The organism is Acidiferrobacter sp. (assembly GCF_054609335.1).
The window spans coordinates 1-23527 of sequence record NZ_JBTRWP010000042.1; the positions used below are offsets into that span (position 1 = coordinate 1).

General features: G+C 63.1%; 24 protein-coding genes and 1 pseudogene. 16 read left to right on the forward strand and 9 right to left on the reverse strand.

Features of this window, described 5'->3' with window-relative positions:
* The 4 genes and pseudogenes from ACYCTF_RS10895 to ACYCTF_RS10910 all read right to left on the reverse strand — a co-directional run.
* Positions 1 to 446, reverse strand: a pseudogene (locus ACYCTF_RS10895) (hypothetical protein); the annotation flags it as partial.
* A gap of 61 nt (positions 447 to 507) precedes the next feature.
* Positions 508 to 1308 (reverse strand): glutamate racemase, encoded by an 801-nt coding sequence (murI, locus tag ACYCTF_RS10900; protein WP_461284085.1) that lies wholly within the window; start codon positions 1306 to 1308, stop codon positions 508 to 510.
* A gap of 118 nt (positions 1309 to 1426) precedes the next feature.
* On the reverse strand, positions 1427 to 2539 hold the full coding sequence (locus ACYCTF_RS10905; RefSeq protein ID WP_461284084.1) for a PilT/PilU family type 4a pilus ATPase: 1113 nt from the start codon (positions 2537 to 2539) through the stop codon (positions 1427 to 1429).
* A 1-nt stretch (position 2540) separates the two neighbouring features.
* A complete protein-coding gene (locus ACYCTF_RS10910) occupies positions 2541 to 3611 on the reverse strand; it encodes a type IV pilus twitching motility protein PilT (RefSeq protein WP_461284090.1) in 1071 nt (356 codons plus the stop codon).
* A 105-nt stretch (positions 3612 to 3716) separates the two neighbouring features.
* On the opposite strand from ACYCTF_RS10910, the gene proC reads away from it, so the two are divergent.
* The 3 genes from proC to ACYCTF_RS10925 all read left to right on the forward strand — a co-directional run bounded on the left by proC (position 3717) and on the right by ACYCTF_RS10925 (position 5876).
* Positions 3717 to 4538 carry a pyrroline-5-carboxylate reductase gene (gene proC, locus ACYCTF_RS10915; protein WP_461284083.1) on the forward strand — a complete coding sequence of 274 codons (822 nt, stop codon included), beginning with the start codon at positions 3717 to 3719 and terminating at the stop codon, positions 4536 to 4538.
* Positions 4535 to 5107, forward strand: coding sequence for a YggT family protein (locus ACYCTF_RS10920; RefSeq protein ID WP_461284082.1), 573 nt, complete (start codon positions 4535 to 4537; stop codon positions 5105 to 5107). Before proC ends, ACYCTF_RS10920 begins: the two co-directional genes overlap by 4 nt.
* A gap of 280 nt (positions 5108 to 5387) precedes the next feature.
* Positions 5388 to 5876 (forward strand): redoxin domain-containing protein, encoded by a 489-nt coding sequence (locus ACYCTF_RS10925; RefSeq protein ID WP_461284081.1) that lies wholly within the window; start codon positions 5388 to 5390, stop codon positions 5874 to 5876.
* Positions 5877 to 5883: 7 nt separating this feature from the next.
* Here the strand turns inward: ACYCTF_RS10925 and ACYCTF_RS10930 are convergent, their stop codons facing one another.
* Positions 5884 to 6063 carry a hypothetical protein gene (locus ACYCTF_RS10930; protein WP_461284080.1) on the reverse strand — a complete coding sequence of 60 codons (180 nt, stop codon included), beginning with the start codon at positions 6061 to 6063 and terminating at the stop codon, positions 5884 to 5886.
* Positions 6064 to 6180: 117 nt separating this feature from the next.
* On the opposite strand from ACYCTF_RS10930, the gene trxA reads away from it, so the two are divergent.
* From trxA to pyrE, 7 genes are read left to right on the forward strand one after another with little or no spacing between them, the layout of a single operon-like run.
* Positions 6181 to 6594 carry a thioredoxin gene (gene trxA, locus ACYCTF_RS10935; RefSeq protein WP_461284079.1) on the forward strand — a complete coding sequence of 138 codons (414 nt, stop codon included), beginning with the start codon at positions 6181 to 6183 and terminating at the stop codon, positions 6592 to 6594.
* Between the two features lie 60 nt (positions 6595 to 6654).
* On the forward strand, positions 6655 to 7800 hold the full coding sequence (metX, locus tag ACYCTF_RS10940) for a homoserine O-succinyltransferase MetX (protein ID WP_461284078.1): 1146 nt from the start codon (positions 6655 to 6657) through the stop codon (positions 7798 to 7800).
* Entirely contained in the window at positions 7797 to 8408 is a 612-nt protein-coding gene (gene metW, locus ACYCTF_RS10945) for a methionine biosynthesis protein MetW (protein WP_461284077.1), read from the forward strand. The genes metX and metW overlap by 4 nt, the downstream gene beginning before the upstream one ends.
* On the forward strand, positions 8392 to 9858 hold the full coding sequence (locus ACYCTF_RS10950; protein ID WP_461284076.1) for an MFS transporter: 1467 nt from the start codon (positions 8392 to 8394) through the stop codon (positions 9856 to 9858). The genes metW and ACYCTF_RS10950 overlap by 17 nt, the downstream gene beginning before the upstream one ends.
* 49 nt (positions 9859 to 9907) lie before the next feature.
* A complete protein-coding gene (locus ACYCTF_RS10955; RefSeq protein WP_461284075.1) occupies positions 9908 to 10684 on the forward strand; it encodes an exodeoxyribonuclease III in 777 nt (258 codons plus the stop codon).
* Positions 10685 to 10731: 47 nt separating this feature from the next.
* The gene (locus tag ACYCTF_RS10960) at positions 10732 to 11487 is read left to right on the forward strand and encodes a hypothetical protein (RefSeq protein WP_461284074.1); all 756 of its coding nucleotides are present in this window, start codon (positions 10732 to 10734) and stop codon (positions 11485 to 11487) included.
* On the forward strand, positions 11484 to 12149 hold the full coding sequence (gene pyrE / locus ACYCTF_RS10965) for an orotate phosphoribosyltransferase (RefSeq protein WP_461284073.1): 666 nt from the start codon (positions 11484 to 11486) through the stop codon (positions 12147 to 12149). The genes ACYCTF_RS10960 and pyrE overlap by 4 nt, the downstream gene beginning before the upstream one ends.
* A 15-nt stretch (positions 12150 to 12164) precedes the next feature.
* Here pyrE and ACYCTF_RS10970 read toward each other — a convergent pair whose 3' ends face one another.
* Positions 12165 to 12914, reverse strand: coding sequence for a sulfite exporter TauE/SafE family protein (locus tag ACYCTF_RS10970; protein ID WP_461284072.1), 750 nt, complete (start codon positions 12912 to 12914; stop codon positions 12165 to 12167).
* Positions 12915 to 12976: 62 nt separating this feature from the next.
* On the opposite strand from ACYCTF_RS10970, the gene ACYCTF_RS10975 reads away from it, so the two are divergent.
* The 5 genes from ACYCTF_RS10975 to ACYCTF_RS10995 all read left to right on the forward strand — a co-directional run bounded on the left by ACYCTF_RS10975 (position 12977) and on the right by ACYCTF_RS10995 (position 18461).
* Complete coding sequence (locus ACYCTF_RS10975) at positions 12977 to 13375, forward strand: hypothetical protein (RefSeq protein ID WP_461284071.1); 399 nt, start codon at positions 12977 to 12979, stop codon at positions 13373 to 13375.
* Positions 13376 to 13770: 395 nt separating this feature from the next.
* Positions 13771 to 14988 (forward strand): sulfate adenylyltransferase, encoded by a 1218-nt coding sequence (gene sat, locus ACYCTF_RS10980; protein WP_461284070.1) that lies wholly within the window; start codon positions 13771 to 13773, stop codon positions 14986 to 14988.
* Between the two features lie 60 nt (positions 14989 to 15048).
* Positions 15049 to 15516 (forward strand): adenylyl-sulfate reductase subunit beta, encoded by a 468-nt coding sequence (gene aprB / locus ACYCTF_RS10985; RefSeq protein ID WP_461284069.1) that lies wholly within the window; start codon positions 15049 to 15051, stop codon positions 15514 to 15516.
* Between the two features lie 76 nt (positions 15517 to 15592).
* Positions 15593 to 17512: an adenylyl-sulfate reductase subunit alpha gene (gene aprA / locus ACYCTF_RS10990; RefSeq protein WP_461284068.1), complete on the forward strand. Its 1920-nt coding sequence runs from the start codon at positions 15593 to 15595 to the stop codon at positions 17510 to 17512.
* Positions 17513 to 17606: 94 nt separating this feature from the next.
* Positions 17607 to 18461 (forward strand): YkgJ family cysteine cluster protein, encoded by an 855-nt coding sequence (locus ACYCTF_RS10995; protein WP_461284067.1) that lies wholly within the window; start codon positions 17607 to 17609, stop codon positions 18459 to 18461.
* 1 nt (position 18462) lies between these two features.
* On the opposite strand, the gene ACYCTF_RS11000 is transcribed toward ACYCTF_RS10995, so the two are convergent.
* Complete coding sequence (locus tag ACYCTF_RS11000) at positions 18463 to 18789, reverse strand: hypothetical protein (protein WP_461284066.1); 327 nt, start codon at positions 18787 to 18789, stop codon at positions 18463 to 18465.
* Between ACYCTF_RS11000 and ACYCTF_RS11005 the strand changes: the two genes are divergently transcribed.
* A complete protein-coding gene (locus ACYCTF_RS11005; RefSeq protein WP_461284065.1) occupies positions 18788 to 18991 on the forward strand; it encodes an NADH-quinone oxidoreductase subunit B family protein in 204 nt (67 codons plus the stop codon). The genes ACYCTF_RS11000 and ACYCTF_RS11005 overlap by 2 nt on opposite strands.
* Positions 18992 to 19064: 73 nt before the next feature.
* Here the strand turns inward: ACYCTF_RS11005 and ACYCTF_RS11010 are convergent, their stop codons facing one another.
* On the reverse strand, positions 19065 to 21731 hold the full coding sequence (locus tag ACYCTF_RS11010) for a putative bifunctional diguanylate cyclase/phosphodiesterase (RefSeq protein WP_461284869.1): 2667 nt from the start codon (positions 21729 to 21731) through the stop codon (positions 19065 to 19067).
* Positions 21732 to 22348: 617 nt separating this feature from the next.
* Positions 22349 to 23458: a cytochrome-c peroxidase gene (locus tag ACYCTF_RS11015; protein ID WP_461284064.1), complete on the reverse strand. Its 1110-nt coding sequence runs from the start codon at positions 23456 to 23458 to the stop codon at positions 22349 to 22351.
* Between the last annotated feature and the right edge of the window lie 69 nt (positions 23459 to 23527).

A 23527-nucleotide genomic window follows, 5' to 3' on the forward strand; every position in this document is an offset into this window, starting at 1 on the left:
CGCATGGGCCGGAAACGCGCGCAAAAATCCGGCTCGCCCGGATCGGCCGGGGGCCAGACCGACCAGTCGACGCACGGATCGCCCATCACGACGCCCCCGCCGATGCGCGACGCCACGACCTCGCTCGCCACCACCACGGTCCCGAGCGACAAGAGGTCGGCTGACTGTGCGTTGACCCAGATGACCGGACAGGAGGCCGCAGCCGCCAAAGCCCGCGCCCGCGGCTCATCGTCGAGACAAAGGAGGCAACGGGGCTGCAATCGGGAGAGGATGCGGGAAGCGCTCAGCATGGGCAGGCGCGCCCACGGTAAGGGCCCTTCATAGTCGCCTTCGTCCAGGACTAAGAGCGCAAGCGGGCCGGCCTGCGCCTCTTGCAGGGCGCTCAAAAGCCCATGGGCGGCCTGCGCATTGTCCGTCGTCGCGACAACCCAACAGGCGTCAGGCAACGGCGATCGGCCGGGCCAGTACCATTGCGCAAGACGCAATAGGGGCGCGCTCGCCATCGCGCTACCAGTGCACCAGGTGAACCTCCGGAAGCGGCCGGCCGAGGCACAGCGCGCCCACGGCCCGAAACCGCTGCGGAAGGTCCGTCACATAGTATTCGTGCGCGGGCTCCTCGGAGGTCTCGCGCCGAAGATCCTGGGCTGTGAGCAGCTCCGCGACACGCAAGGCCGTGGTCTCCGCCGAATCGACGAGCATGGTCGCGGGGCCCGCGAGCCGCGCGAGCAGGGGCTTCAGCAACGGATAATGCGTACAGCCAAGCACCAGGGTATCGACCCCCTGAGCAAGCACCGGCCGCAGGTATTCCCGGGCGGTAAGCTCCGTGACGGGATGGTCGAGCCAGCCCTCCTCCACGAGCGGCGCAAACAAAGGGCAGGCCTGGGACACGACACGCGCATCGGGAGCGTGCACACCGATCGCGCGCTCGTAGGCCCCTGAGTTGACCGTGGTGAGGGTCGCGAGCACGCCTATGCGCCGCGAGCGGCTCGAGGCGGCGGCGGCCCGCGCGCCGGCGTCGAGCACGTCGACTACCGGGACCGGGGACAGGTTCGTCACGACCGGGAGGGCGACCGCCGCCATGGTATTGCAGGCGACGACCAGCATCTTGACGTCGCGCTTCAGTAGAAAGTCCGTGATCTGCGCGGCGTAACCCGCGACCGTCTCTGGCGATTTTGTTCCGTAGGGAAGTCGGGCGGTGTCCCCGAAATACACGATGCGCTCATTGGGGAGGGCCGACATCAAGGCGTGCGCGACCGTAAGCCCGCCGATACCCGAATCGAATACCCCTATGGGCCGGTCGCGGTTCACGACGACACGAACGCGCCTGCCGCGGAGCACGCGCACCTTTCGCAATGGAGGAGGGGGATCGGCACGGCGGCATTTTACCAGCTATGACGCGCAAATGCAGCGCGACGGATGCGTCCCGCTAGTAGGTCATATTGCGCAGAGAGTCGCCGAGCCCGCCCTCTTTTGCGCTCTTGCTGCTCAGTTTGATGCGCAGCCTGAGGTCGTTTTGTGAATCGGCATTGAGCATGGCCTCCTCGTAACCTATAAGGCCCGCCTCGAACAGGCCGAACAGGGCCTGATCGAAGGTCTGCATGCCCGCCTCCTCAGACTTGGCCATAAGCTCCTTGATGCCGTGGACCTCGCCTTTCAGGATGAGGTCCGCGATCAAGGGGGTGTTGATCATGATCTCGACCGCCGCGACCCGCCCCTTGCTATCCTTCCGCGGTATGAGGCGCTGCGAAACCACGGCCTTCAGGTTCAAGGAAAGGTCCATCAGCAGTTGGCTGCGCCGGTCTTCCGGGAAAAAGTTGATGATGCGATCGAGCGCCTGATTCGCGCTATTGGCGTGCAGCGTGGTGAGACATAAGTGGCCGGTCTCGGCGAACGCGATCGCGTAGTCCATCGTCTCGCGGGACCGCACCTCGCCTATGAGGATCACATCGGGCGCCTGCCGCAGGGTGTTCTTCAGCGCGGTATCGAACGAGTCCGTGTCGACCCCCACCTCCCGCTGCGTGATGATGCAGCTCTTGTGCTCATGCACAAACTCGATCGGATCCTCAATCGTAATGATATGGCCGCTCGAATATTCGTTGCGGTACCCCACCATGGCAGCAAGCGACGTGGACTTACCGGAGCCCGTGGCGCCGACGAAGATCACAAGTCCGCGCTTGGTGAGGGCAATATCCTTAAGTACCGCCGGGAGATTCAATTCCTCGAAGTGCGGGATGCGGGTCTCGATCTTGCGCAACACCATCCCCACCCGCTGCTGCTGACGAAAGACGTTGACGCGAAACCGCCCCACACCTTGCGGACTGATCGCGAAATTGCATTCGTTCGTTTCCTCGAACTCGGTGCGCTGCTCCTCATTCATGATGCTGTAAACGAACTGACGGGCCTGCTCGGCGGTCAGCGGCTGGCGCGTCACGGGTGTGAGACTTCCATCCACACGCAAACTCGGCGCGACCCCGGCTGTGATATACAGGTCCGAGGCCCGCTTCTCGACCATAAGCCGTAGGAGATCAAGGAAGCCCATCCTACCTCCGCGCGGCGGCGGGCGCCGCGTTGTTATTCGCGAACGAGTCCTTGTTGGCCGCCTTGCCGCGCGCCTCCTCGACCGACACCTGGCGCGAGCGCACCATCTCCATGAGGCACTGATCGAGGGTCTGCATACCCACGGACTGGCTCGTTTGAATCGCCGAATACATCTGCGCGATCTTGTTTTCGCGTATGAGGTTACGAATCGCCGGCGTGCCGATCATGATCTCGTGGGCAGCCACGCGGCCGCCGCCGACCTTTTTCAGAAGCGTCTGCGAGATTACGGCGCGCAAGGATTCCGACAGCATCGAGCGCACCATCTCCTTCTCGGCGGCCGGGAACACATCGACCACGCGATCTATGGTCTTGGCGGCGGAACTCGTGTGCAAGGTGGCGAACACGAGGTGACCGGTCTCAGCCGCGGTGAGCGCCAGGCGGATGGTCTCCAGATCGCGCAATTCACCCACCAGGATCACATCCGGATCTTCACGCAGCGCCGAACGCAAGGCGTTTTCGAAACCAAGCGTGTCGCGATGGACCTCGCGCTGATTAATAAGGCAGTTCTTGCTCGTATGCACGAACTCGATCGGGTCCTCGATCGTCAGGATGTGTTCGCGTCGGCTCTCGTTGACGTGGTCTATCATAGCCGCGAGCGTGGTCGACTTGCCCGATCCCGTGGGCCCGGTCACGAGGACGATACCGCGCGGCTGATCGGCGATCTGCTTGAAGATTCCGGGCGCATTCAATTGCTCGAGGGTGAGCACCTTGGACGGGATGGTCCGGAACACCGCGCCTGGGCCGCGGTTCTGATTGAAGGCATTGACGCGAAAGCGCGCAAGGTTCGGCAGCTCGAACGAGAAATCACATTCGAGCCGTTCCTCGTACTCCTTTTGCTGCTTGTCGTTCATGATATCGTAGACCATATTGTGCACGGCGCGCTCATCCAAAGGGTCTACGTTGATGCGCCTGACGTCTCCATCGACGCGGATAAGGGGCGGCAGTCCGGCCGAAAGATGCAAATCCGACGCGTTCTGTTTGTAGGCGAAGGCCAGGAGTTCCGCGATATCCATGAGTCGTAAGCCACCAGGATGGAGAATATCTTTGAAGTATAACGGGCAGAAACGCAGAGACAAGGCGGGCTTTTCCTGGACGACGAGTCCCCTTACACTGAGCTCATGCACAACCTCTCAATAGGTATCATAGGCGCGGGCAATATGGGCCTTGCGCTGGCATCGGGGCTCAGGGCCAAAGTGGCGCCGGGGCGGCTTGCGGTGTCCGATCCACATTCCGACAAACGGCAGACAATTCAAGAGATGGGGCTTACCGTCCACGCCGACAACGACGCCCTGGTGGCGGATGCCGACCTCCTCGTGCTCGCGGTCAAACCCCAGGGACTGCGGGCGCTCTGCCTGGCGATCGCGCCGGCGGTCCAGCGCCGGCAGCCGCTGATAATCTCGGTGGCGGCAGGCGTGCGCACAGCCGATATAGACCGTTGGCTTGGGGGCGGGGTCGCCGCCGTCCGCGCCATGCCCAACACGCCGGCCTTGATCAACGCCGGCGTAAGCGTCCTCTGGGCAAACGATCGCGTGACCAAGGCGCAGCGGGATGCGGCGACAGCCGTGCTCGCCGCCGTATCCGAGGTGTTCTGGGTGGCAGATGAGGAGCTCATGGACGCGGCCACGGCGGTCTCCGGCAGCGGGCCTGCCTACCTCTTCCTGTTGATCGAGGCGCTCACCGCAGCCGGTGTCAGGGCCGGCCTCCCCCACGAGCTCTGCGCCGCCCTGGCGGCGGGGACCGCGGCGGGTGCCGCGCGCATGGTGCAGGGCGCCCCAGGGGATGCCGCTCTGCTGCGTGCACGGGTGACCTCGCCCGGAGGTACCACCGAGCAGGCCATCAAGCGCCTACTCGACGACGGCTTCATGGAGATGTTCGCGCGCGCCATACAGGCAGCCTGCGACCGCTCACGGGCACTCGGCGAACAGCTGGGGGCTGCATGAGCTACCTGAGCCAGGCCCTGGCCTTTCTAGTCGACACCCTGTTTGGGATGTATATCCTCTTGGTGTTGCTGCGTTTCCTGCTGCAGCTCACCCATGCCGACTTCTACAACCCCTTCAGCCAGTTCATCGTGCGCGTGACCAACGGCCCGCTCATGCCGCTACGGCGACTGATACCGGGCTTCTATGGGATTGATTTCGCATCGGCTGTGCTGCTGATCATGCTCGAGGCCGTGCGCATCACCTTAATGACGCTCCTCGGCGATCAAACCCCTCGGTTCGCAGGCATCCTGATCCTGAGCTTCGCCGATCTGATCCAGCTCATCCTCTATGTCCTGATCGGCGCAGTTTTCGTGCGGGTACTCATGAGCTGGGTCAGCCCGTATGGCGATCATCCCTTCACAGACCTCGCCGCGCATCTGACCGAACCATTCATGCGCCCGGCCCGGCGCCTGTTGCCCCTGATCTCGGGGATAGACCTTTCGCCCGTGCTCGTGGTGATAGGGCTCGAGCTCGTTGCCATACTCGTCGTGCACCCGCTCCACCACCTCGGTCGCGTGCTCCTGACATGACGACGGCCCCCCACAAAAAAAGGGGGGTTCCTGGCCTCACAGCTTCGGTTCCTGCTTCACAGAGACTGGCCATGCCGCCTTATAGCCACACAGGACTTACGGCCTTCCCCCAGGCGCGCCCTGCCCGTCCCGCGATCAACCGCTTGCCCTCTCACATCAAGACGCGGGCCGCCGCGCTGCACGTTGTAGGTAATCAGGCTAAAGCTCGCCGACCAGCCCAGGAGAAGCAGAACCAGGCACCATCCCGCCCCGGCATCGATACCGGGGCCTTCCGCGCCCCATGAGGAAGCGGATCGTAGCCCTCGCGCTTGAGTTGCTCGTGGCGGCCGCCCTCATCCTGGTCGGCAACGCCTACCTCACACGCGGCGCCTCCGAGGGGCGCGCCCCTGCCCTGCCGGAGGCATCCCTGAACGGACGCACACCGCGCCTGGGGGTCGGGAGACCTGTCCTGGTCGATTTCTTCGCAGACTGGTGTCCCATCTGCCGCGCAGATCAAGGAGCGGTGCAGGCGGTTGCCCGCCGCGCGACGGTCGTGGTCGTGGCAACCCAATCCAAGGCCTCGGCGATCCGGGCCTTTGCCAAGCGCCATCACTGGCGGACGCCTGTCGTCTTCGATCCCGAAGGCCGCGTGGCCCGGCGTTACGGTGCGCGCGTCCTGCCGATGGCTTTTATTCTCGGACCACGCGGCACCATCCGCTTCGTCGTGGCCGGCTACACGACCGCAGCGGGCCTACGCGCGCGCCTATGGCTCGCGGGTGCCGGTCTTTGAGGGCGCCCTATCCTGAATCGTTCAGCTGCCTGCGGTAGTACCAGCGCTGAATGATCACGAGGAGCGCCGCACCCAAAAAAGCGCCGGCCGGGAGCCAGGCCAGAGGCGGCGGCAGAAACTCCGCGCACAGCCACCCGGCCACCGTATAGAAAACAGGCAAGACCTCGTATAGAAATCTCGGATACACACCCCACCTCCCCAGGCGCCCCTGCCCTCGCAAGCGATATGCCGTTCGTTTCCCGCGCGACGCGGGTCCGAAACCTCTTGCTTGTTGTATGATGGCTACTCACCCAGGGGAGGTATTATGGCCACGATTGAGGCAACCAAGGCAAATTTCGAGCAACTGATCGACGAGAACGCGTTCGTCATTGTCGATTTCTGGGCACCTTGGTGCGCTCCGTGCCGGGCCTTCGGGCCCATCTTCGAGGAGGCCTCGGACCGACACAAGGACATCGTCTTCGTCAAGATCAACACTGAGGCCGAGACCGAGCTTGCCGCCCATTTCCAGGTCCGCTCCATCCCGACCCTCATGATCTTCCGTGACCAGATTATTCTGTTCGCCCAGCCCGGCAGCCTTCCCAAGCAGGCCCTGGAAGACGTCATAGGGCAGGTCCGCGAAGTCGACATGGACCAGGTACGCCGCGAGGTGGCAGACGAGGCCGAGCATGACCATGGGTGCTGCGGTCATGACCACGGCGACGGGGACCACCACCATTAGGCCATTGCGACCCCATCCTTGAGCCAGTACACTGCGGGCTTTGCGTGATCCCGTGGATTCGTGAAGCCCATTCCCCCAGATTCCGTGGGACTGGTGACCCCAGCCCGCTTGCGATTTCCGGAGCCGCTGGCGCTCGCAAGCGGCGGCGTCCTGGCGAATTATGAACTCGTTTACGAGACCTACGGGACGCTGAACGCCGAGGCGAGTAATGCCGTGCTCGTCTGCCATGCCTTGAGCGGCAGCCATCACGTCGCCGGTTACCATAGCGAAGACGACAAAAGGGCGGGTTGGTGGGAACACCACGTTGGCCCCGGCAAAAGCCTCGACACCCAGCGCTTCTTCGTCGTGGCCTGCAACAACCTCGGCAGCTGTTTTGGCTCGACGGGCCCGGCATCGATCAACCCGGCGACCGGTCGCGCCTTCGGCCCAGATTTTCCCATGGTGACGGTTCGCGACTGGGTCGAAAGCCAAGCGCGGCTCGCCGATCGGCTTGGGATTCGTCGGTGGGCGGCGGTCGTGGGGGGCAGCCTCGGGGGCATGCAGGCCCTGCAGTGGGCGATCGACTACCCCGGGCGCGTGGCGCACGCCATCATCATCGCCGCCGCGCCTAAGCTCACGGCCCAAAACATCGCCTTTAACGAGGTGGCCCGGCAAGCGATACTGACCGATCCCGACTTTCATGACGGGCGGTTCTATGACCATGGCACGGAGCCCCGCCGGGGCTTGCGCATAGCGCGCATGCTCGGACACATCACCTATCTCTCCGATGACATCATGCGCGAGAAATTTGGGCGCGATCTGCGGGGGGGCAAGATCAACTTCGACTACCAGGTGGCCTTCGAGGTCGAAAGCTACCTGCGCTATCAAGCCGACAGCTTCGTGGGGCACTTCGACGCGAACACCTACCTGCTCATGACCAAGGCCCTCGATTATTTCGACCCGGCGGGCAACACGGAAGGGCGTCTCGCGGCCGCGCTTGCACCCGTGAAGGCCGACACCCTGGTGCTGGCCTTCACAAGCGACTGGCGATTCGCCCCGGCGCGGTCCCGCGAGATCGTCAAGGCCCTTCACGACAACGATCTCAACGTAAGTTATGCAGAGATCAAGGCCGCCCATGGCCACGACGCCTTCCTGATGCCGATACCGCGCTACGTCGAGATCCTCCGGTCCTATATGGATCGCGTGTCCATGGGCCTCGCCACATGAGTCCGGTACGTCTCGACTTTCGTATCATCGGCGACTGGATAAAACCGCAAAGCCGCGTCCTGGATCTAGGTTGCGGCGACGGCTCCCTGCTCGCCTATCTCGCCCAAAGCAAGGGGGCGAGTGGCTATGGGCTCGAGATCGACGACGCCCATGTCAGTGAGTGCATCCGGCGTGGCGTCAATGTCATTCAAACCGACCTCGACGCGGGCCTGTCCGAGTTCGACGAGCGCTCGTTCGATTTCGTGGTGCTGTCGCTCACCCTTCAGGCGGTGCGCTATCCCGACCGCCTGCTGCGGGAGATGCTGCGCGTGGGTACCGAGGGCATTGTCACCTTCCCCAACTTCGGCCACTGGCGCGCCCGCTGGCAACTCGGCGCCCTTGGCCGCATGCCCGTGTCAGCGGCCCTCCCGCACGAGTGGTACAGCACACCAAACATCCACCTCTGCACGCTGCGCGATTTCGAGCGGCTCTGCAAGCGCGAGGAGATAGAGATCCTCGAGTCGCAGGTGGTCGACCACGCCCACAGGCGGCGCCTCGCTTTGCGACTCTTTCCCAACACCCTAGGTGAAATCGCCCTCTACAGGTTTCGGCGTGCGCGACTACCTTAAGCGGCGCGACGTCCGCGCGCGGCTCTTCTGGATTGCCGTCTTGTATGTGGCCGAGGGCCTGCCATTTGGGCTCTTCAGCGACGTCTTTCCGGTCGCGTTCCGCGAAGCCCATGCGCCACTCTCAGAGATCGGCGTCATAAGCCTCCTTGGGCTCCCCTGGACCCTCAAATTCCTCTGGGCACCCGCCATCGACCACTTCCGCCACCATCGCTTGTGGATGCTCGGCGCAGACCTGCTCATGGCGCTCACCTTGGCGCACCTCGCCTGGGATCGCGGGGCGGGACCCGAGGCACTGGTGGCCATCGGGTTTTTCACGGTGTTCTCCTCGACCAACGACATCGCCATAGACGGCTACAGCCTCGAACTGCTTGAGGTCGAAGAGATGGGTATAGGTAACGGCCTGCGCATCGGCTTCTACCGCGCCGGCATGCTGGCCGCGGGCCTCGTACTGATCGCAAGCACCTATGTCGGTTGGCGCTATGCCTATCTCCTTGCCGCCGTCTTGCTGGTGGTGGACGGACTGGTCTGTCTGCGCGCCCCCAAGGAGCGGGTACGCCCGACCGTCGACCGGCAATCCCTGGGAGAGGAACTCGCCTCCTTGAGTCGCCGCCCTAAGGCGCTCGCCCTGGTGCTGGCCCTGCTCCTGGGCGCCCTGTGGCTTATCAACGACACCTTACATTGGTCGCGCAGCATCCCCCATCTGTTCGTCTATGCCATCGTAGTCGCCGTGTTGGTCTGGGCGCCAAGCCTCTGGCGGCGCCATCCGGGCGTCCCGCAGGCCTCCGACGGCCCGCTCTTTGGGGCCCTGCTGGAAATGACGGCCCGTCCCGGGATCGCCGCCGTATTTGCCTTCATCGTCCTCTACAAGCTGGGCGACAGCGCCATCGGCTTCATGATCAAGCCGTTTTGGGTCGACCGCGGCTTCAGTGCCGCGCAGATCGGGGCCGTCTCGGTCATAGCCGGGATAGGCCTGTCCATCCTCGGGGGGCTCGCCGGCGGCTACATCACAGACCGCATCGGGATCTATAGAGCCCTATGGGCGCTCGGCCTCGTCCAGGTGCTCCCCAACCTCGGCTACGCGCTCTGCGCGCGCCTGCTGCCGCGCGCGAGCACGACGGCGACGATCCCCATGACTCACCAGATACTGCTCTACTCGGTAAGCGCTCTTGAATCGTTCGCAGCCGGCCTCGGCACGGCGGCCTTCCTGGCCTTCCTGATGGCGATCGTGCGCAAGGAGCGCGCCGCCACGGAATACGCCCTGCTGTCCTCACTCTTCGCCATCAGCCTGCGCCTGGCCGGTTTTGCGAGCGGCTTCGGGGCGCAAGACCTCGGCTACGCACCCTACTTCCTGCTGACCTTCCTGCTCGCGTTCCCCGCCTACTTCTTCTTGCCGGCGGCCGGACGCATGCTGGCCACCATGAACACCAGAACCGGAGAGCCCGCCGCATGAAGACCGCATCAAAGAGCCGCCAGGCCGGACGCAGGGACCCCTAGCCGCCGTGTTTCGGATCGTGACGGTCAATCTGAACGGCATCCGCTCGGCCTACACCAAGGGCCTTCTTGCCTGGCTCTCGGCACAGGATGCTGATGTCGTGTGCTTGCAGGAACTGAAGGCCCAGGAGGCGGATATGACGCCGGAAATGCGCGCGCCCGCAGGCTACAAGGGCTACTTCCATTGCGCCAGTAAACGCGGCTACAGTGGGGTCGGCATCTATACGAAAAAGACCCCGGACGAGGTCGTGGTCGGGGTCGGACGTCCCGACATCGATGAGGAAGGGCGCTATCTCGAGCTGGTATTCGGATCCTTGTCCGTCGTGTCTGTGTATCTGCCATCGGGATCGAGCGGGCCCGAGCGCCAGGCCGCTAAATTCGCCTTCATGGACCACTTCTTCCCGCGGCTGGCGGCACTCGCCCAGTGTGGTCGCGAGGTTGTGCTCTGTGGAGACTTCAATATCGCGCATCAGGAGATCGACCTGAAGAACTGGCGCGGTAATCGCAAGAACAGCGGCTTTTTGCCCGAAGAACGCGCGTGGCTCACCCGGGTCTTCACGGAACTTCGCTTCGTGGATGTCCATCGCCATCTGCGCCCATCCGACCAAGAAGCATGCTATACGTGGTGGAGCAACCGTGGGCAGGCCTATGCCAAGAACGTCGGGTGGCGCATCGACTACCAGATCGCGACCCCGGCCCTCGGCGCGCGGGCCCGCGATGTCCGTGTCTATAAAGAACAGCGCTTCAGCGATCATGCGCCGCTCATAATCGACTATGACCTATAGTAGCCGGGCGGCCCGGTAAGGCCGGGCGGCCCCTTGAGGATACCGACATGTCACGCATAAAAGCCGCATCCCTACACCTTGCGATCACGGTCATAGCGCTGGGCGCCGTTTTTGCGGTGGTTCGGACCTTTTGGTATCCGCACCCCTTGCTCACGGCCGATGGAGGATGGCAGGCCTTCGCGCTCTTGGCGGGCGCAAGCCTCGTGCTCGGGCCACTGCTCACCCTGGTCGTGTTCCGCTCCGGTAAGAAGAACCTGCGCATGGACCTGGCACTGGTGGCCTTCGCGCAAATCGTTGCATTCGGGTTTTGTACTCACCTCCTCTACGTGCGCCGCATCCAGATGGTCGTCTACTCACAGGGCGCCTTCCATGCCCTGGACCAGGCCCATATCGCGCTCATAGGGCCCAAGGGCCGCGCGCTCCTGCGGCGCCTGCCGGATAGACCCGCCTACGTCTATGTGCAACTTCCGCACAGCAAAAAGGCCATGCTCGGCGTGGAGATACGGACGTTGCAGGGCGAGCCGCCGATTTTCCTGCGCGGTTGGCGCTACCGGCCCTACACAGCGAGTGAACGCAAGAAAATGCTGACCCAGGGCTACCCGCTGGTGGCGATCGCGCGCAAAAACCCAATCGCGGCCCGCTTGCTGGCGCGTTTTCGCGCGGACCATCCGCGGCAGACGAAAAGCGTCTTCGTGCCCTTACGCGGGACCTATTCGAGCGTCATGCTCGCCTTCAACCCGCGGGACGGGCGGCTTGCGGGCATGCTCCCCTTCAACCCTGGCATCGGAGGACCCCACTCTTGAGCGACGCCCAAAACGCGTTTTTCGATCTCGCAGTCTCCTGCGGCGCGCTGCGTTTCGGGGATTTCACTTTGAAATCAGGCCGTCAGAGCCCCTACTTCTTCAACGCCGCGGCCTTCGCCTCCGGGCGCGCAATAACGGAACTGGGGCGCCTGTACGCGCGCGCCATCGGGGCCGCGGGTCTAGGCTTCGACATGGTATTTGGGCCCGCCTACAAGGGCATACCGCTCGCGGTGGCGCTCGCCATGGGGCTTGCCCTCGAATACGGCCACGATACCCCCTACAGCTTCAATCGTAAGGAGACCAAGGACCATGGCGAGGGTGGTATCACGGTGGGCGCACCCCTGCGCGGTCGGGTCCTCGTCATAGACGACGTCATATCCGCTGGGACCTCGGTCGGCGAGTCCGCGCGCATCATCGCCGAGGCCGGGGCGGTCATGGCGGGCGTCGTGATCGCCCTCGATCGTGAGGAGCGTGGGGCCACCGAGCACTCAGCGGCCTCCGAGGTGATGGCGCGCTACCAGATCCCGGTGATAAGCCTCGGGCGACTCTCGGGACTGCTCGCCTACCTGGATCGGCACGACACCCTCGCCCAATACCGCCCGGCGATCGCCGACTACCGGGCCCGTTATGGCGTGACAGACGAACCCAAAGGCTCCACCTGATCATGACGGGTGCGCCTACACCAACAAACGAATACCGACCCCGATCGTCAGGATTTCGAAGGCACGCTTGATCCACCGGTTGGAGGACCCGACCGCGATGTGGGCGCCGACATAGCTCCCGCTCAAGGCCCCCGCGAGCAGCCACGGCAACCATGACCAACGGATCTCGCCAAACGAGCCCAGGGTGGCGGCACCGCTCGCGTTCCAGGCAAGACCCACCAGGGCCAGGGTGTAGGCCACCGCTGACTTGTAGTCGAACCCGAACCACCGCACCAACCATAGGGTACAAAAGAGCCCGGTCCCCGAGGTTACCGAGCCGTTCAAAAGGCCAATGACGAAGAGACCGGCCCCGCCGAGAACCAGGCCGCGCCTATCCCGATGGCGCGCTACCGTGACCTGCCCGAGCTCACGGCGGCGCAGCGAATAGAGACCGAGCCCTGCCGTCAGCAGCCCCAGCACCACCCGTATAACGGTGCTCGGGATGGCCAGCACCCCAAGCGCCCCGAGAAAAACGCCGGGGAGGCCGGCGGCCAGGATCAGAAGGACGAAGCGCTTGTCCAGGACACCGCTCCGCCAATAACGCGTCCCGGCCCCCACGCCTAAGGCGACGCTCGCGACCTTGTGGGTAGCCAGGGCCTGGGGGTAAGGGAGACCCAGAAAAAGCAGCAAGGGCAGTTGGATCAGGCCCACGCCGCCCCCGGCGGTGGCGGCGAAGCCGTTGGCCACAAAGGCCACGCCCAACAACAGGAGAGGATGCTCGACCATTGACTTCTCGGGTATGCGCGTCTCTATTGTAACTCATGCCGTGCCCCTCCCGCGCCGCGTCTGTGCTTGCTCTGGTCCTGCTCGCGGGATGCGCGCAGCTGCCCTACGCGGCCGCCGCCATCTTCAAGTGCCGCTCCGCCAATGGACACTGGTCCTACGCCGACCGACCTCAGCCGAATTGTCGTGGCGGCTGGATTGTCCTCCAACCCCTACCGGCCCCGCGCCGGACGCGTCCGACCACCCCTGCCCGAGCCGCCCGCCGGCCATCGCCCCTCGCACGGCGTACCGCCCAACGGCGCCTGCGACACTGGCAGGCCACACTGAGCGCGCTGCGCGCGACCCGTGTCCCGCGCGACCACACGCTCGCCCTTTGGCGTGCCGAGGCCCTGCATATCGTCGTAGCCGACATCACAAAACTGCGTGGCGCCCTAGACCCACAAGGCCACCCGCATTCCCCCTAGGCCGCCATCGATGCCATTGAATGCGTTGTATTCCCACAACAATGTCGGAGGCGTCCGCGTCCCGCGCGGGCGCACTCCCTGACGACCCGCACGGTGTCAAAGGGGGGTTGCGCCGCGAGCAGCGGTTGGACCTTCCCAGTGGTCGAGCCTCCTCAATGACATGCGGCCCCATCCGACGCCTGTCAGGCGCGCCTTGCCAATATCCCATGGGCATCCCATAGTACCGAGTCGCACACGCCCCGAATTATTGACATTAGTCATTTAGTTTTTGCTTTTATAAAGGGGCTTTATCGGTTTGGCGTAAATCCTAATTAGTTTTACAAAGCGTAAGGTTATAGAGTCTCGCCAGCCGGGCACGCCCGGCATCCGTCCTAATAACCCGAGGAAAATCGTTCATGTCGAGATTGGTGAGACCTCACGGCAGCGCGGCACTGAAACCTCTCCTCCTGACGGGAGCGGCGGCAACCGCCGAAAAGGAACGGGCCAAAGGCCTCCCTACCGTGCCCATGACATCGCGCGAGACCGGGGACGTGATCATGCTCGGGATCGGCGGATTCACACCCTTGGATGGGTTTATGGGCCAGGCCGATTGGCGCGGCGTCTGTGACGACATGCGCCTCTCGACGGGCGTGTTCTGGCCCATCCCGATCACCCTATCGACAGACGAGGCCACCGCCGCAAAACTGAAGGTCGGATCCGAGGTGGCGCTGCTAGACAGCGAGACGCACGAGATCATGGCCACCATGAAGGTGACCGAGAAGTACACCATCGACAAGGCCCACGAGTGCCAGAGCGTATTCAAGACCACCGATCTCGCGCACCCTGGCGTCAAAATGGTCATGGAACAGGCGGCCGTGAACATCGCAGGCCCGGTCAAAGTCCTCTCACAAGGGGACTTCCCGACGAAATACGCGGGAACGTATATGACGCCGGCCGAGACCCGCGCACTCTTCGAGAGTAAAGGCTGGTCCACCGTCGCTGCCTTCCAAACCCGCAACCCCATGCACCGCTCCCACGAATACCTAGCCAAGATCGCCGTCGAAATATGCGACGGGGTCATGATCCACTCCCTCCTCGGTAAGCTGAAGCCCGGTGACATACCGGCCGAGGTGCGATCGAATGCGATCGCAAAGCTCATTGAAGTCGCATTCGTCAAGGACACGGTCGTGCAATCCGGCTATCCTCTCGATATGCGCTACGCCGGACCCCGCGAGGCGTTGTTGCATGCCCTGTTTCGGCAAAACTACGGCTGCTCCCATCTCATAGTCGGACGCGACCATGCGGGTGTCGGCGACTACTACGGACCCTTTGACGCCCACAAGATATTCGACGAAATCCCGGCGGGCGCGCTCGAAACCAAGCCCCTGAAGATCGACTGGACCTTCTGGTGCTACAAGTGCGGCAGCATGGCCTCGACCCGGACCTGCCCGCACGATGAGAAAGACCGCCTGCTTCTGTCAGGCACGAAACTGCGTAAAGCCTTGTCGGAAGGACAGGACGTCCCGGCGGAATTCAGTCGGCCCGAGGTCCTGGCCATCCTGCGAGAGTATTACGCCAACCTTAAAGACGATGAAAAGGTAGAGGTCAAGCTGAGCGGCCATTCAGCGAAATGAGGCTGAGCCTGGCCCCTTCTTTGGACACGTCTTTCATTTCTTTCAAAAGCGGAGTGAACCATGCCAACGTTTGTTCGCACTGATAAATGCGATGGCTGCAAGGGTCAAGACAAGACCGCATGCATGTACATCTGCCCCCACGACCTCATGTTGCTCGATAAAGACGGCTCCAAGACGGGCCATGCCATGAAGGCCTTCAACCAGGAACCCGAGCAGTGCTGGGAATGCTACTCGTGCGTGAAGATCTGCCCGCAGAACGCGATTGAGGCGCGCGCCTACGCCGACGTGGTGCCCATGGGCGGCTCTGTCCAACCGCTGCGGGGAACGGATTCGATCATGTGGACGATCAAATTCCGTAACGGCAACATGAAGCGCTTCAAATTCCCGATCCGCACCACACCGGAAGGATCGATCAACCCCTACGGCAACAAGCCCAAGGCGGACCTTTCCAAGCTCACGGAGATGGCGCTCTTCACCGAAGAAAAGTCGTATCCGTGCGACCGTAGTCAGCTGATCCGCGCCAAGTAAGGCGACGCGGTTTTGAAACGACACCCGGCGGTACGGGCCGTGATCCCGGGCCGGGGTCTCTCAATTAGGGTGGAACATGTCAACAGAAGCTACATTTGGTAATCCGCAGGTTGTCGAGGAGACCGTCGATATCCTTCTTATCGGCGGCGGTATGGCGGCCTGTGGCGCGGCCTACGAGATCATGCGCTGGACCGAAGGCACTGGGCTCAAGGTTAAGTTGGTCGACAAAGCCGCCATGGACCGCTCCGGCGCCGTGGCCCAGGGCCTGTCCGCCATCAACACCTACATGGGCGGCCAAGATCCGGCGGATTACGCGCGCATGGTGGCGAACGACCTTATGGGCATCACCCGTGACGACCTGGCGTATGACGTCGGCCGCCACGTCGACGACTCGGTTCATCTGTTCGAGGAGTGGGGCCTGCCGATCTGGAAGCAGCCAGGCGATGAAGACAAGCCGTTGAAAGATGGCGGCAAGCCGGTGCGCTCCGGTAAGTGGCAGATCATGATCAACGGCGAATCCTATAAGGTAATCGTCGCCGAAGCCGCCAAAAAGGCCCTCGGGATGGACAACATCCAAGAGCGCGTCTTCATCGTCAAGCTCGTGAACGACAAGAACGATCCCAAGCGTGTCGCGGGTGCGGTAGGCTTCAGCGTCCGCGACCACAAGGTCTATGTCTACAAGTTCAAGGCCTGTCTGCTGGTCGCAGGCGGCGCGGTCAACATCTTCCGTCCGCGCTCCGTCGGCGAAGGCACGGGCCGCGCCTGGTATCCAGTCTGGAACGCGGGCTCGACCTATGCGATGGCCGCCGAGGCCGGCGCCGAGCTCACCATGATGGAGAACCGTTTCGTGCCCGCCCGCTTCAAGGACGGCTATGGGCCGGTAGGTGCCTGGTTCCTGCTCTTCAAGGCGAAGGCCGTCAACGCCTTCGGCGAGGTCTACATGGAACGTAACAAGGAGATGCTGAAGCAGTATCCTCCTTACGGCTTGGCCCATGTGCCGGCGAGCTGCCTGCGCAACCATCTCATGCTCCACGAGATGAAAGAAGGCCGCGGCCCAATCTATATGGACACGCCGACGGCGCTTGCCAAGCTTGCTGAGACCATGACGCCGAAGGAGATCAAACACCTCGAGGCGGAGGCCTGGGAAGACTTCCTCGACATGTGCATCGGCCAGGCCGGGGTATGGGCGGGCGAGAACATCGAGCCCGAGAAGAAGCCCTCCGAACTCATGCCGACCGAGCCCTACCTGCTCGGCTCGCATTCCGGCTGCTCGGGCATCTGGGTCTCCGGCCCCGAGGATCTGGGCGCTCCCGATGACTGGCATTGGGGCTATCGCTCCATGACCACGATCAAGGGGCTCTTCACTGCTGGGGACGGCGTCGGCGCCTCGGGCCACAAGTTCTCCTCGGGATCCCATGCCGAAGGGCGCATTGCCGCCAAGGGCATGGTGAAGTTCGCGCTCGACAACAAGAGCTGGGTCCCGGAGCTTGACACCCCGGTCAACGACTTGGTCGAGGAAATCTATCGGCCGGTGCGGACCTTCCTCGAGCATAAGGACTACACGACGGCCATCGACATCAACCCGCACTACATCACGCCCAGGATGCTGCAGTTCCGCTTGCAGAAGATCATGGACGAGTATGTGGCGGGCGTTGCTACCTGGTACCAAACCAACGCCAAGATGCTCGCCGTGGCGGAAGAGAAACTCGAGATGTTGAAGGAAGATGCGCTGAAAATGCGCGCCAAGGATCTGCATGAGCTGCTTCGCGCGTGGGAGAACTACCACCGCGTGCTGGCGGCCGAGGCGCACATGAAGCACATCCAGTTCCGCGAGGAGTCGCGTTACCCAGGCTTCTACTACCGGATGGACTTCAACTTAGTCGACGAAGTGAACTGGAAGTGCTTCGTGAACTCGACCTATGACCGCAAGACCAAGAAGTGGAACGTGTTCAAGCGTCCCCATGTCGACCTCGTAGCCAAGCCAACCGCGGCCTAAGCGCGTTACGCAAGGCTTTAAAAGAGGTAGAATGAGGGGGTCCCGCGGGACCCCCTTTTTTTTCCGCCCTATCCCGCACCCAGACGAGGAACCCATGAACCAAGACTCCTCTGACACGCTCCCCCAAAGCCCCGTCACGCCGGTCAAGCTCGAGTTGGACGACACGTTCCAGTTCGCCTGTCACAAAGGCATCGGCTGCTTCAATAAATGCTGTCAAAGCATCGATATCCAGCTCACGCCCTACGACATCCTGCGCTTAAAAACACGGCTCGGCGTGAGTGCCCGCGAATTTCTTTTTGGTCACACCGTACCCTTCGAAATGGATGGGCACGGGGTGCCGGGTCTGAAATTACGGACGAAAGACGAATCGACGCAGTGTCCCTTCCTGACCGAGGAGGGCTGTGGTGTCTACGAGGACCGGCCAACCGCCTGCCGCTATTACGCGCTCGGGCTCATGTCGATGCGCAAAAAGGATTCGCCGATCGACGAGGACTCCTATTTCGTCGTCAAGGAAGATCACTGTCTCGGGCATTACGAGCCCCAGGTCCAGACCGTGCGGACCTATCGGCAAAGCCAGGGGGTCGACACCTACGACGAACTGAATCGCGAGTGGCGCCAAGTCATCTTGAAGAAACGCTCGTGCGGACCGACAATAGGCAAGCCGTCCGACCGCAGCCTGCAGCTCTTCTTTCTCGCGAGCTACGACCTGGACGGTTTCCGGGAATTCATGAACACGCCCTCCTTCGACGAGGTCTACGAGGTCGCCCCAGCGGAGCGCGAACAGCTCCGGCAAGACGATGTCGCGCTCATGCGCTTCGCGTTCCGGTTCCTAAAGCAGGCGCTCTTCGGCGAAAACACCATACCCGAGCGGGCCGACGCCAGGGACAAGCGTATGGCACGACGTAAGGAGCGCTTAGGCGAGGCGACGCCCTTGGATCAGCCCACCTAAACTAGGCCCGGCCTAGGACCGCGCGCCTTGTGCGAGCGGTCCTAGGCGGAGGGCTGGGCGGTGTGGTCGCGCAAAACGACGCCAGTCGCGGCTGCACGTCCTCGAGCCGCATGACCGATGCGCCAAGCGACGCCGCCAGCCGCTCGCCGCGGCACTTGGGCGGGCGCTTGCCGTACGGCATGTCGACACAGGATCGCGCAACGGCTGCGACTTCGAGATCCAGGCCCTCAAGAACGCCGTCTATAATCTGGGGATCCTCGGGGTGCGGCTGGTCGCAAGCCCCAGGCACGCAGACATTCTGCTCGTCACAGGCCCGGTCGCGCGCCATGGTGGAGCCCCTGGGCGCAGCCTATGAAGCGGTACCAAACCCAAAGCGCGTCGTGGCGCTGGACGATTACGCGTGGGGATGCGGCGTCTACTCTGCCAATTCCGCCACTGTGGGGTCGGTGAGTCGCGTGATCCCGGTCGACCTCGCGATACCGGGCTGTCCTCCATCCCCGACACCATCCGCGACGCCCTTTCGGCACTAACGCGTCTCTGACCGCGCCCAAAGCGCCGCTCCCCGGCCCATCGCCGCAACACGCACAGCCGGTCTCCCGACTATCATCGGGAGACCGGGGGATGTTTGGCCAGAGAGCCCTCGCACCCATCCGCGCGCAGGAGCGGGCCCGCCAGGTTGCCCGCGTAGCGGTCACATCCCGCGTACCGCATGGCCTCGCGCTGTTCGACCGTTCCGACTTGGGCGGCAGTCACCGTAGCCCCAAGCGCGTGCAAGGTGGTCGTGACCGCCACCAAAGTCTCTACGCTTTCGTGATCCGCCACGTTGTCGAGGGTGAACGACGGGTCCAGCCGGACGAAGCGCGGCGCGAAACTCTTCAGGTACGGTAGGCTGGAATAACCGCCCCCATACTCGCAGAGTGCGACCTCCAGGCCTTGACGTCGCCATTCATCAAGCGCCTCGAGACCCGTCTTGGGATCATCCATGAAATCGTCCTCGCCGATCGCCACGATCACGGCACTTGGGGCCATGCCCAGGTCGACCATGATCGCGCGGAAAGATTCGCGCAGGCGCGCGTCGCGGAACGGCTCGGCGCCTAACCTAATCAGCACAGGCGGCCTCATAAGATCGCGATCCCGCCAGCGTGAGAGTCCGCGACCGACCTGGCGCAGGGTCCACTCGGCCAGCGATAAGGCGAGCCCCGCCTCTGTGGCGATCGGCAAGAATTCTTCGGCCTCCAAAATGCCACGCTCAGCGTTATGCCACTTGAGAGCGGTCTCCATCACAACGACGGCCTCATCGCCGCTTTGGCGCACAGGCCGGTAATAGAGGACGAGCTCGTCCGCGCTCAAGGCCCTATGCAGGTCCGCCGCGATATGCACATGATCGACGGTGGCGCCGTCCAGCCCGTCACCGAAACAGTGAAATTGGCGGCCCCCTGACCGCTTCGCACGGTACATCGCCGTATCGCTATTTTTCAAAAGGGTGTCGACGTCACGACCATCTTGCGGATAAAGCGCGACCCCCATGCTGGCGGTGGTGTAGAGCACGTGCCCGTCCACGGGATAGGGCTCCGACAGGGCGCGCACGAGTTTGTCGGCGATGAGCGCCGCATCCATGGGCGTCACAAGCGCAGGGGCCAGCACGACGAATTCGTCGCCCCCGAGCCGCCCCACCGTATCCTCGACCCGCAGAGTCCCGCGGAGACGTTGGGCTACCTGCTGTAAGAGGCGGTCGCCGACATCGTGGCCGAGCGAGTCGTTGACACCCTTGAAGCCGTCGAGATCGATGAACATGACCGCAAACAGCTGACCGCTGCGTTCGGCGCGGCGTATGAGCTGGTCGACGCGAACCTGGATCAAGGCGCGGCTCGGGAGATCCGTCAAGGCATCATGGGTAGCGACATGCTCCAACCGGCGTTCCGCCTCCCGGCGTCCGGTGGCGTCGCGCACGGTGCCTATGAAACGGCGCGTGCCGCCTAAGGTAAACTCGGAGACCCGCAGATCGATCGCGAACTCGGTACCATCCTTGCGCCGTCCCACGAGCTCTCGCCCGCTGCCGATCACCCGCGCCTCGCCCGTCTCCCGATAGTGCCGCAAATAGTCGTCGTGATGGCTACGATGCGGCTCCGGCATGAGCAGTGCCACGTTATGGCCAATCGCCTCCTCGACAGCATAACCAAAAAGGCGCGCCATGGCGGGATTGAAGGTCTCGATGATGCCAGACTCGGAGATCGTAGCGAGGCCTTCCTCGACACTACTCAAGATCGCCTGAATGTAGGCCTCTGTATCCTTCAGTTGCGCATGAGCCTCCCGCGCTGTACGTTCCGAGGCCACGAGCGCCCGCACAAGCGGCGCCAGACGCCAGCGCAGAAGCGCAAGCGCTACTACCAGTACGGCGATAAGCAAAGGCAAGACCAACGAGAGCTGTCGGTACACGGGGGCGTAGAGCGTCGCCGTATTCACGGTCAGCACCATCCCAAGCCCGGTGTGGTCCACGGGGCGAAAAGCTGCCGCCACCTGCGAGCCAAGATAATTGTGGGTCACTATAAAGCCGGTCCGACCGGCCAGGGCCAAACCCATGGGCAGGAGCTTCCCCCCATAGGTCCGTGCCATGTCATGCTTCGTGCGGTGGGGAGACAAGGTGTCCGGGAAGCAACTCATGTAGGCGCCGGATTGCCCACACAAAGCCACGTTGGCACCCCGCTGCAGGGGTTGGACTTCGAACAGCACCTTATCGAGTATGGGCAGGGGCACATCGCCCACCGCCCAGCCGACGACCGCATGCCGCCGATAGACAGGCAAGGCCGTGCGCAGCACGAAACCATGCACGTTGTTCCACAAGAGGGTGGTCCCGAGCGCCCCACTCACCGGGAGTTCGACCGCAGGATGCGCCATGAAATGGCCGGCGGCGGCGAAGACCTTCCCCGCATTGGTATAGAGTGCGACCCCCAAAAGCCGGAATGCAAGGAAGGAGCGCAGCCCCTGCTCGGCGGCCTTACGCGCGGCCACCCGGGGCTTGCCGGTCGTGACAAGCAGGTCGGCGAGGAAAGGGCGACTCGCCACCACGCGCACCCGCAGGCCAGCATTATGAAGGTCCCGTGCCGCCCACTGGACGCGCAAGTCGAGCTGCGAAACGAGATTGCGGCGAAGAGCCACATCGACATTTGTGCGCATGATGGAAAAGACCGCGAACCCTGCGACCAAGCCCACACCGACAACCAGTAAGGCCGCCACGAGAATGATCGGTCGCTCGCGTCGCTTCAATTCCATCACTCAAGCCCCCGGATCCGGATACCCTGCCTGCGGTCTTTATCTGTCCGCACTGCTGCAGACCCGCGTGGCAACTGTGCGGAATCCCGTCCGCACCCCCCTGTTCGTTTGCCGACTATGCATATTGGGGAGCGATCGTAACCCTGTGGCGTATTTTTGCGAAACCCAAACCCTGCGCCACGGGCCTACAATCGTCCTTATCCTCCGCAGTATAGAAGGCAGCGGCCTACAAGAAAACCGTACAAGGAGTATGGTTTACGGGCAAAGGGCTCGCGAGCGCGGGCACGGGGCCTGTCATGCACCCGACAAACGGGGGTCACGGGGGGCTGAGACCTTGGATACCCCCATGGAACGTGCTGGAGCAGGCGCGCCGCCTCCCGCTACGCTCAGGGGCGCCTCTTGGGCCGCCCACCCAAAGCCCGGTGCCGGCGCCGCTCATGGGGAGCTTAAGGCCTCGACAGCGTCGTTCGGGGGGCGCGGCACGACCGTGACGCTCGGGGCGACGGTCAGTACACGATCCGCGCCGAGACCTTGGGCGCAGCCGGCAGGCAAAGTGGAGGGGCGCCGGCTTCATAGCAAAAGGGCCGCCCCCCGGGACCGTCGCTCATCGCCTGCCGCTACTCACGATTCAAAGGCAGCGCGGCGTTCAAGGTAACCGGCAACCGCGGCATGGTCTGCCGGGGAGGGCGACCAGTCAGGGTATCGAGAAAGGCGACGATCTCGTGGACCTGGGGCACCGTGAGCTTTTTGTCGAGTTGCACCCGGGCCATGACACGGACCGCCTGCGACAAGGTATCCACCGAGCCATTATTGAAATAAGGTGCTCTAAGCGCCACATCGCGCCACGATTGCACGATCCACATGTGCTTGTCGGCGGCCTTATGTGTGACCTTATAGCGGCCCAAATGAGCCATGAGGTGATACTCAGCGACGTATTTGTTATTCGTATAGATGGGGAATTTCATAAAGAACCCCTGCCCCATCGGCGTCTTAGGCCCATTGAACATGGGCCCGCTATGGCACGCGGTGCAGCCCAGCTCCTGCACGTCGACGAAGCCCTTGCGCGCCTCCGGACTTATGGCGTTACGGTCGCCTTTTGCATAGCGATCGAACGGACTGTCGGGGGTGACCAGGGTTCGTTCATAGGTGGCGACCGCCTGGGCGATGTGATCGAAGGACACGGGGCGCGGGCCGCCGAAGACGCGCTTGAACTGCCGACGATAACCGCCGATGGCATCGATCCGCGCAGCGACCGCTTGGCCATTCGGCATGCCCATCTCTTTGGGGTTCAAGATCGGCGCCTTCGCCTGCGCCTCGAGCGAGGCCGCACGCCCATCCCAGAATTGAACCGAGAGAAAGGCCGCGTTGAACACCGTGGGCGTACTGCGCGAAGTATCGAGACGTCCATTCACCCCTTGCGAGAATTTCCGATTGTCGGTGCCGGTACCCATAACATTGTGACAGGAATTGCAAGACACCGTGCCGGTGCTGGAGAGCCGAGGGTCGAAATAGAGCTCCTTACCCAGCGAAATCTTGGCGGGCGTCATGGGGTCACCGGCCGGTACCGGCGGCTTGTTCGGCAACACCAAGCCGCGCAAGGCCTGCTGTGACAGCGTCACAGTCTCTGCGGTGGCTGCGGCGCTCATCAACATCGCGCCCGCAATTGTTAGGTAGGCGGCGGCGGTAAACGTCCTGCTCCACGCCCACATAGCGTCTTTTCGATCCATGATTTTGCGCTCCCCAGGCCCCGCTGGCCCCGTTATCTATATTTCCATAGACGTCCAATCTGACACATA

Excerpts from the sequence above, each read along its gene's own strand:
- ACYCTF_RS10910 (WP_461284090.1), bottom strand. The coding sequence starts at position 3,611 with ATGGATATCGCGGAACTCCTGGCCTTCGCCTACAAACAGAACGCGTCG.
- aprA (WP_461284068.1), top strand. The coding sequence starts at position 15,593 with ATGTCAACAGAAGCTACATTTGGTAATCCGCAGGTTGTCGAGGAGACC.
- ACYCTF_RS11015 (WP_461284064.1), bottom strand. The coding sequence starts at position 23,458 with ATGGATCGAAAAGACGCTATGTGGGCGTGGAGCAGGACGTTTACCGCC.
- trxA (WP_461284079.1), top strand. The coding sequence starts at position 6,181 with ATGGCCACGATTGAGGCAACCAAGGCAAATTTCGAGCAACTGATCGAC.
- ACYCTF_RS11000 (WP_461284066.1), bottom strand. The coding sequence starts at position 18,789 with ATGGCGCGCGACCGGGCCTGTGACGAGCAGAATGTCTGCGTGCCTGGG.
- ACYCTF_RS10925 (WP_461284081.1), top strand. The coding sequence starts at position 5,388 with ATGAGGAAGCGGATCGTAGCCCTCGCGCTTGAGTTGCTCGTGGCGGCC.
- ACYCTF_RS10995 (WP_461284067.1), top strand. The coding sequence starts at position 17,607 with ATGAACCAAGACTCCTCTGACACGCTCCCCCAAAGCCCCGTCACGCCG.
- ACYCTF_RS10920 (WP_461284082.1), top strand. The coding sequence starts at position 4,535 with ATGAGCTACCTGAGCCAGGCCCTGGCCTTTCTAGTCGACACCCTGTTT.
- aprB (WP_461284069.1), top strand. The coding sequence starts at position 15,049 with ATGCCAACGTTTGTTCGCACTGATAAATGCGATGGCTGCAAGGGTCAA.
- proC (WP_461284083.1), top strand. The coding sequence starts at position 3,717 with ATGCACAACCTCTCAATAGGTATCATAGGCGCGGGCAATATGGGCCTT.
- ACYCTF_RS10970 (WP_461284072.1), bottom strand. The coding sequence starts at position 12,914 with ATGGTCGAGCATCCTCTCCTGTTGTTGGGCGTGGCCTTTGTGGCCAAC.
- ACYCTF_RS10905 (WP_461284084.1), bottom strand. The coding sequence starts at position 2,539 with ATGGGCTTCCTTGATCTCCTACGGCTTATGGTCGAGAAGCGGGCCTCG.
- sat (WP_461284070.1), top strand. The coding sequence starts at position 13,771 with ATGTCGAGATTGGTGAGACCTCACGGCAGCGCGGCACTGAAACCTCTC.
- ACYCTF_RS11010 (WP_461284869.1), bottom strand. The coding sequence starts at position 21,731 with ATGGAATTGAAGCGACGCGAGCGACCGATCATTCTCGTGGCGGCCTTA.
- ACYCTF_RS11005 (WP_461284065.1), top strand. The coding sequence starts at position 18,788 with ATGGTGGAGCCCCTGGGCGCAGCCTATGAAGCGGTACCAAACCCAAAG.
- ACYCTF_RS10960 (WP_461284074.1), top strand. The coding sequence starts at position 10,732 with ATGTCACGCATAAAAGCCGCATCCCTACACCTTGCGATCACGGTCATA.
- metW (WP_461284077.1), top strand. The coding sequence starts at position 7,797 with ATGAGTCCGGTACGTCTCGACTTTCGTATCATCGGCGACTGGATAAAA.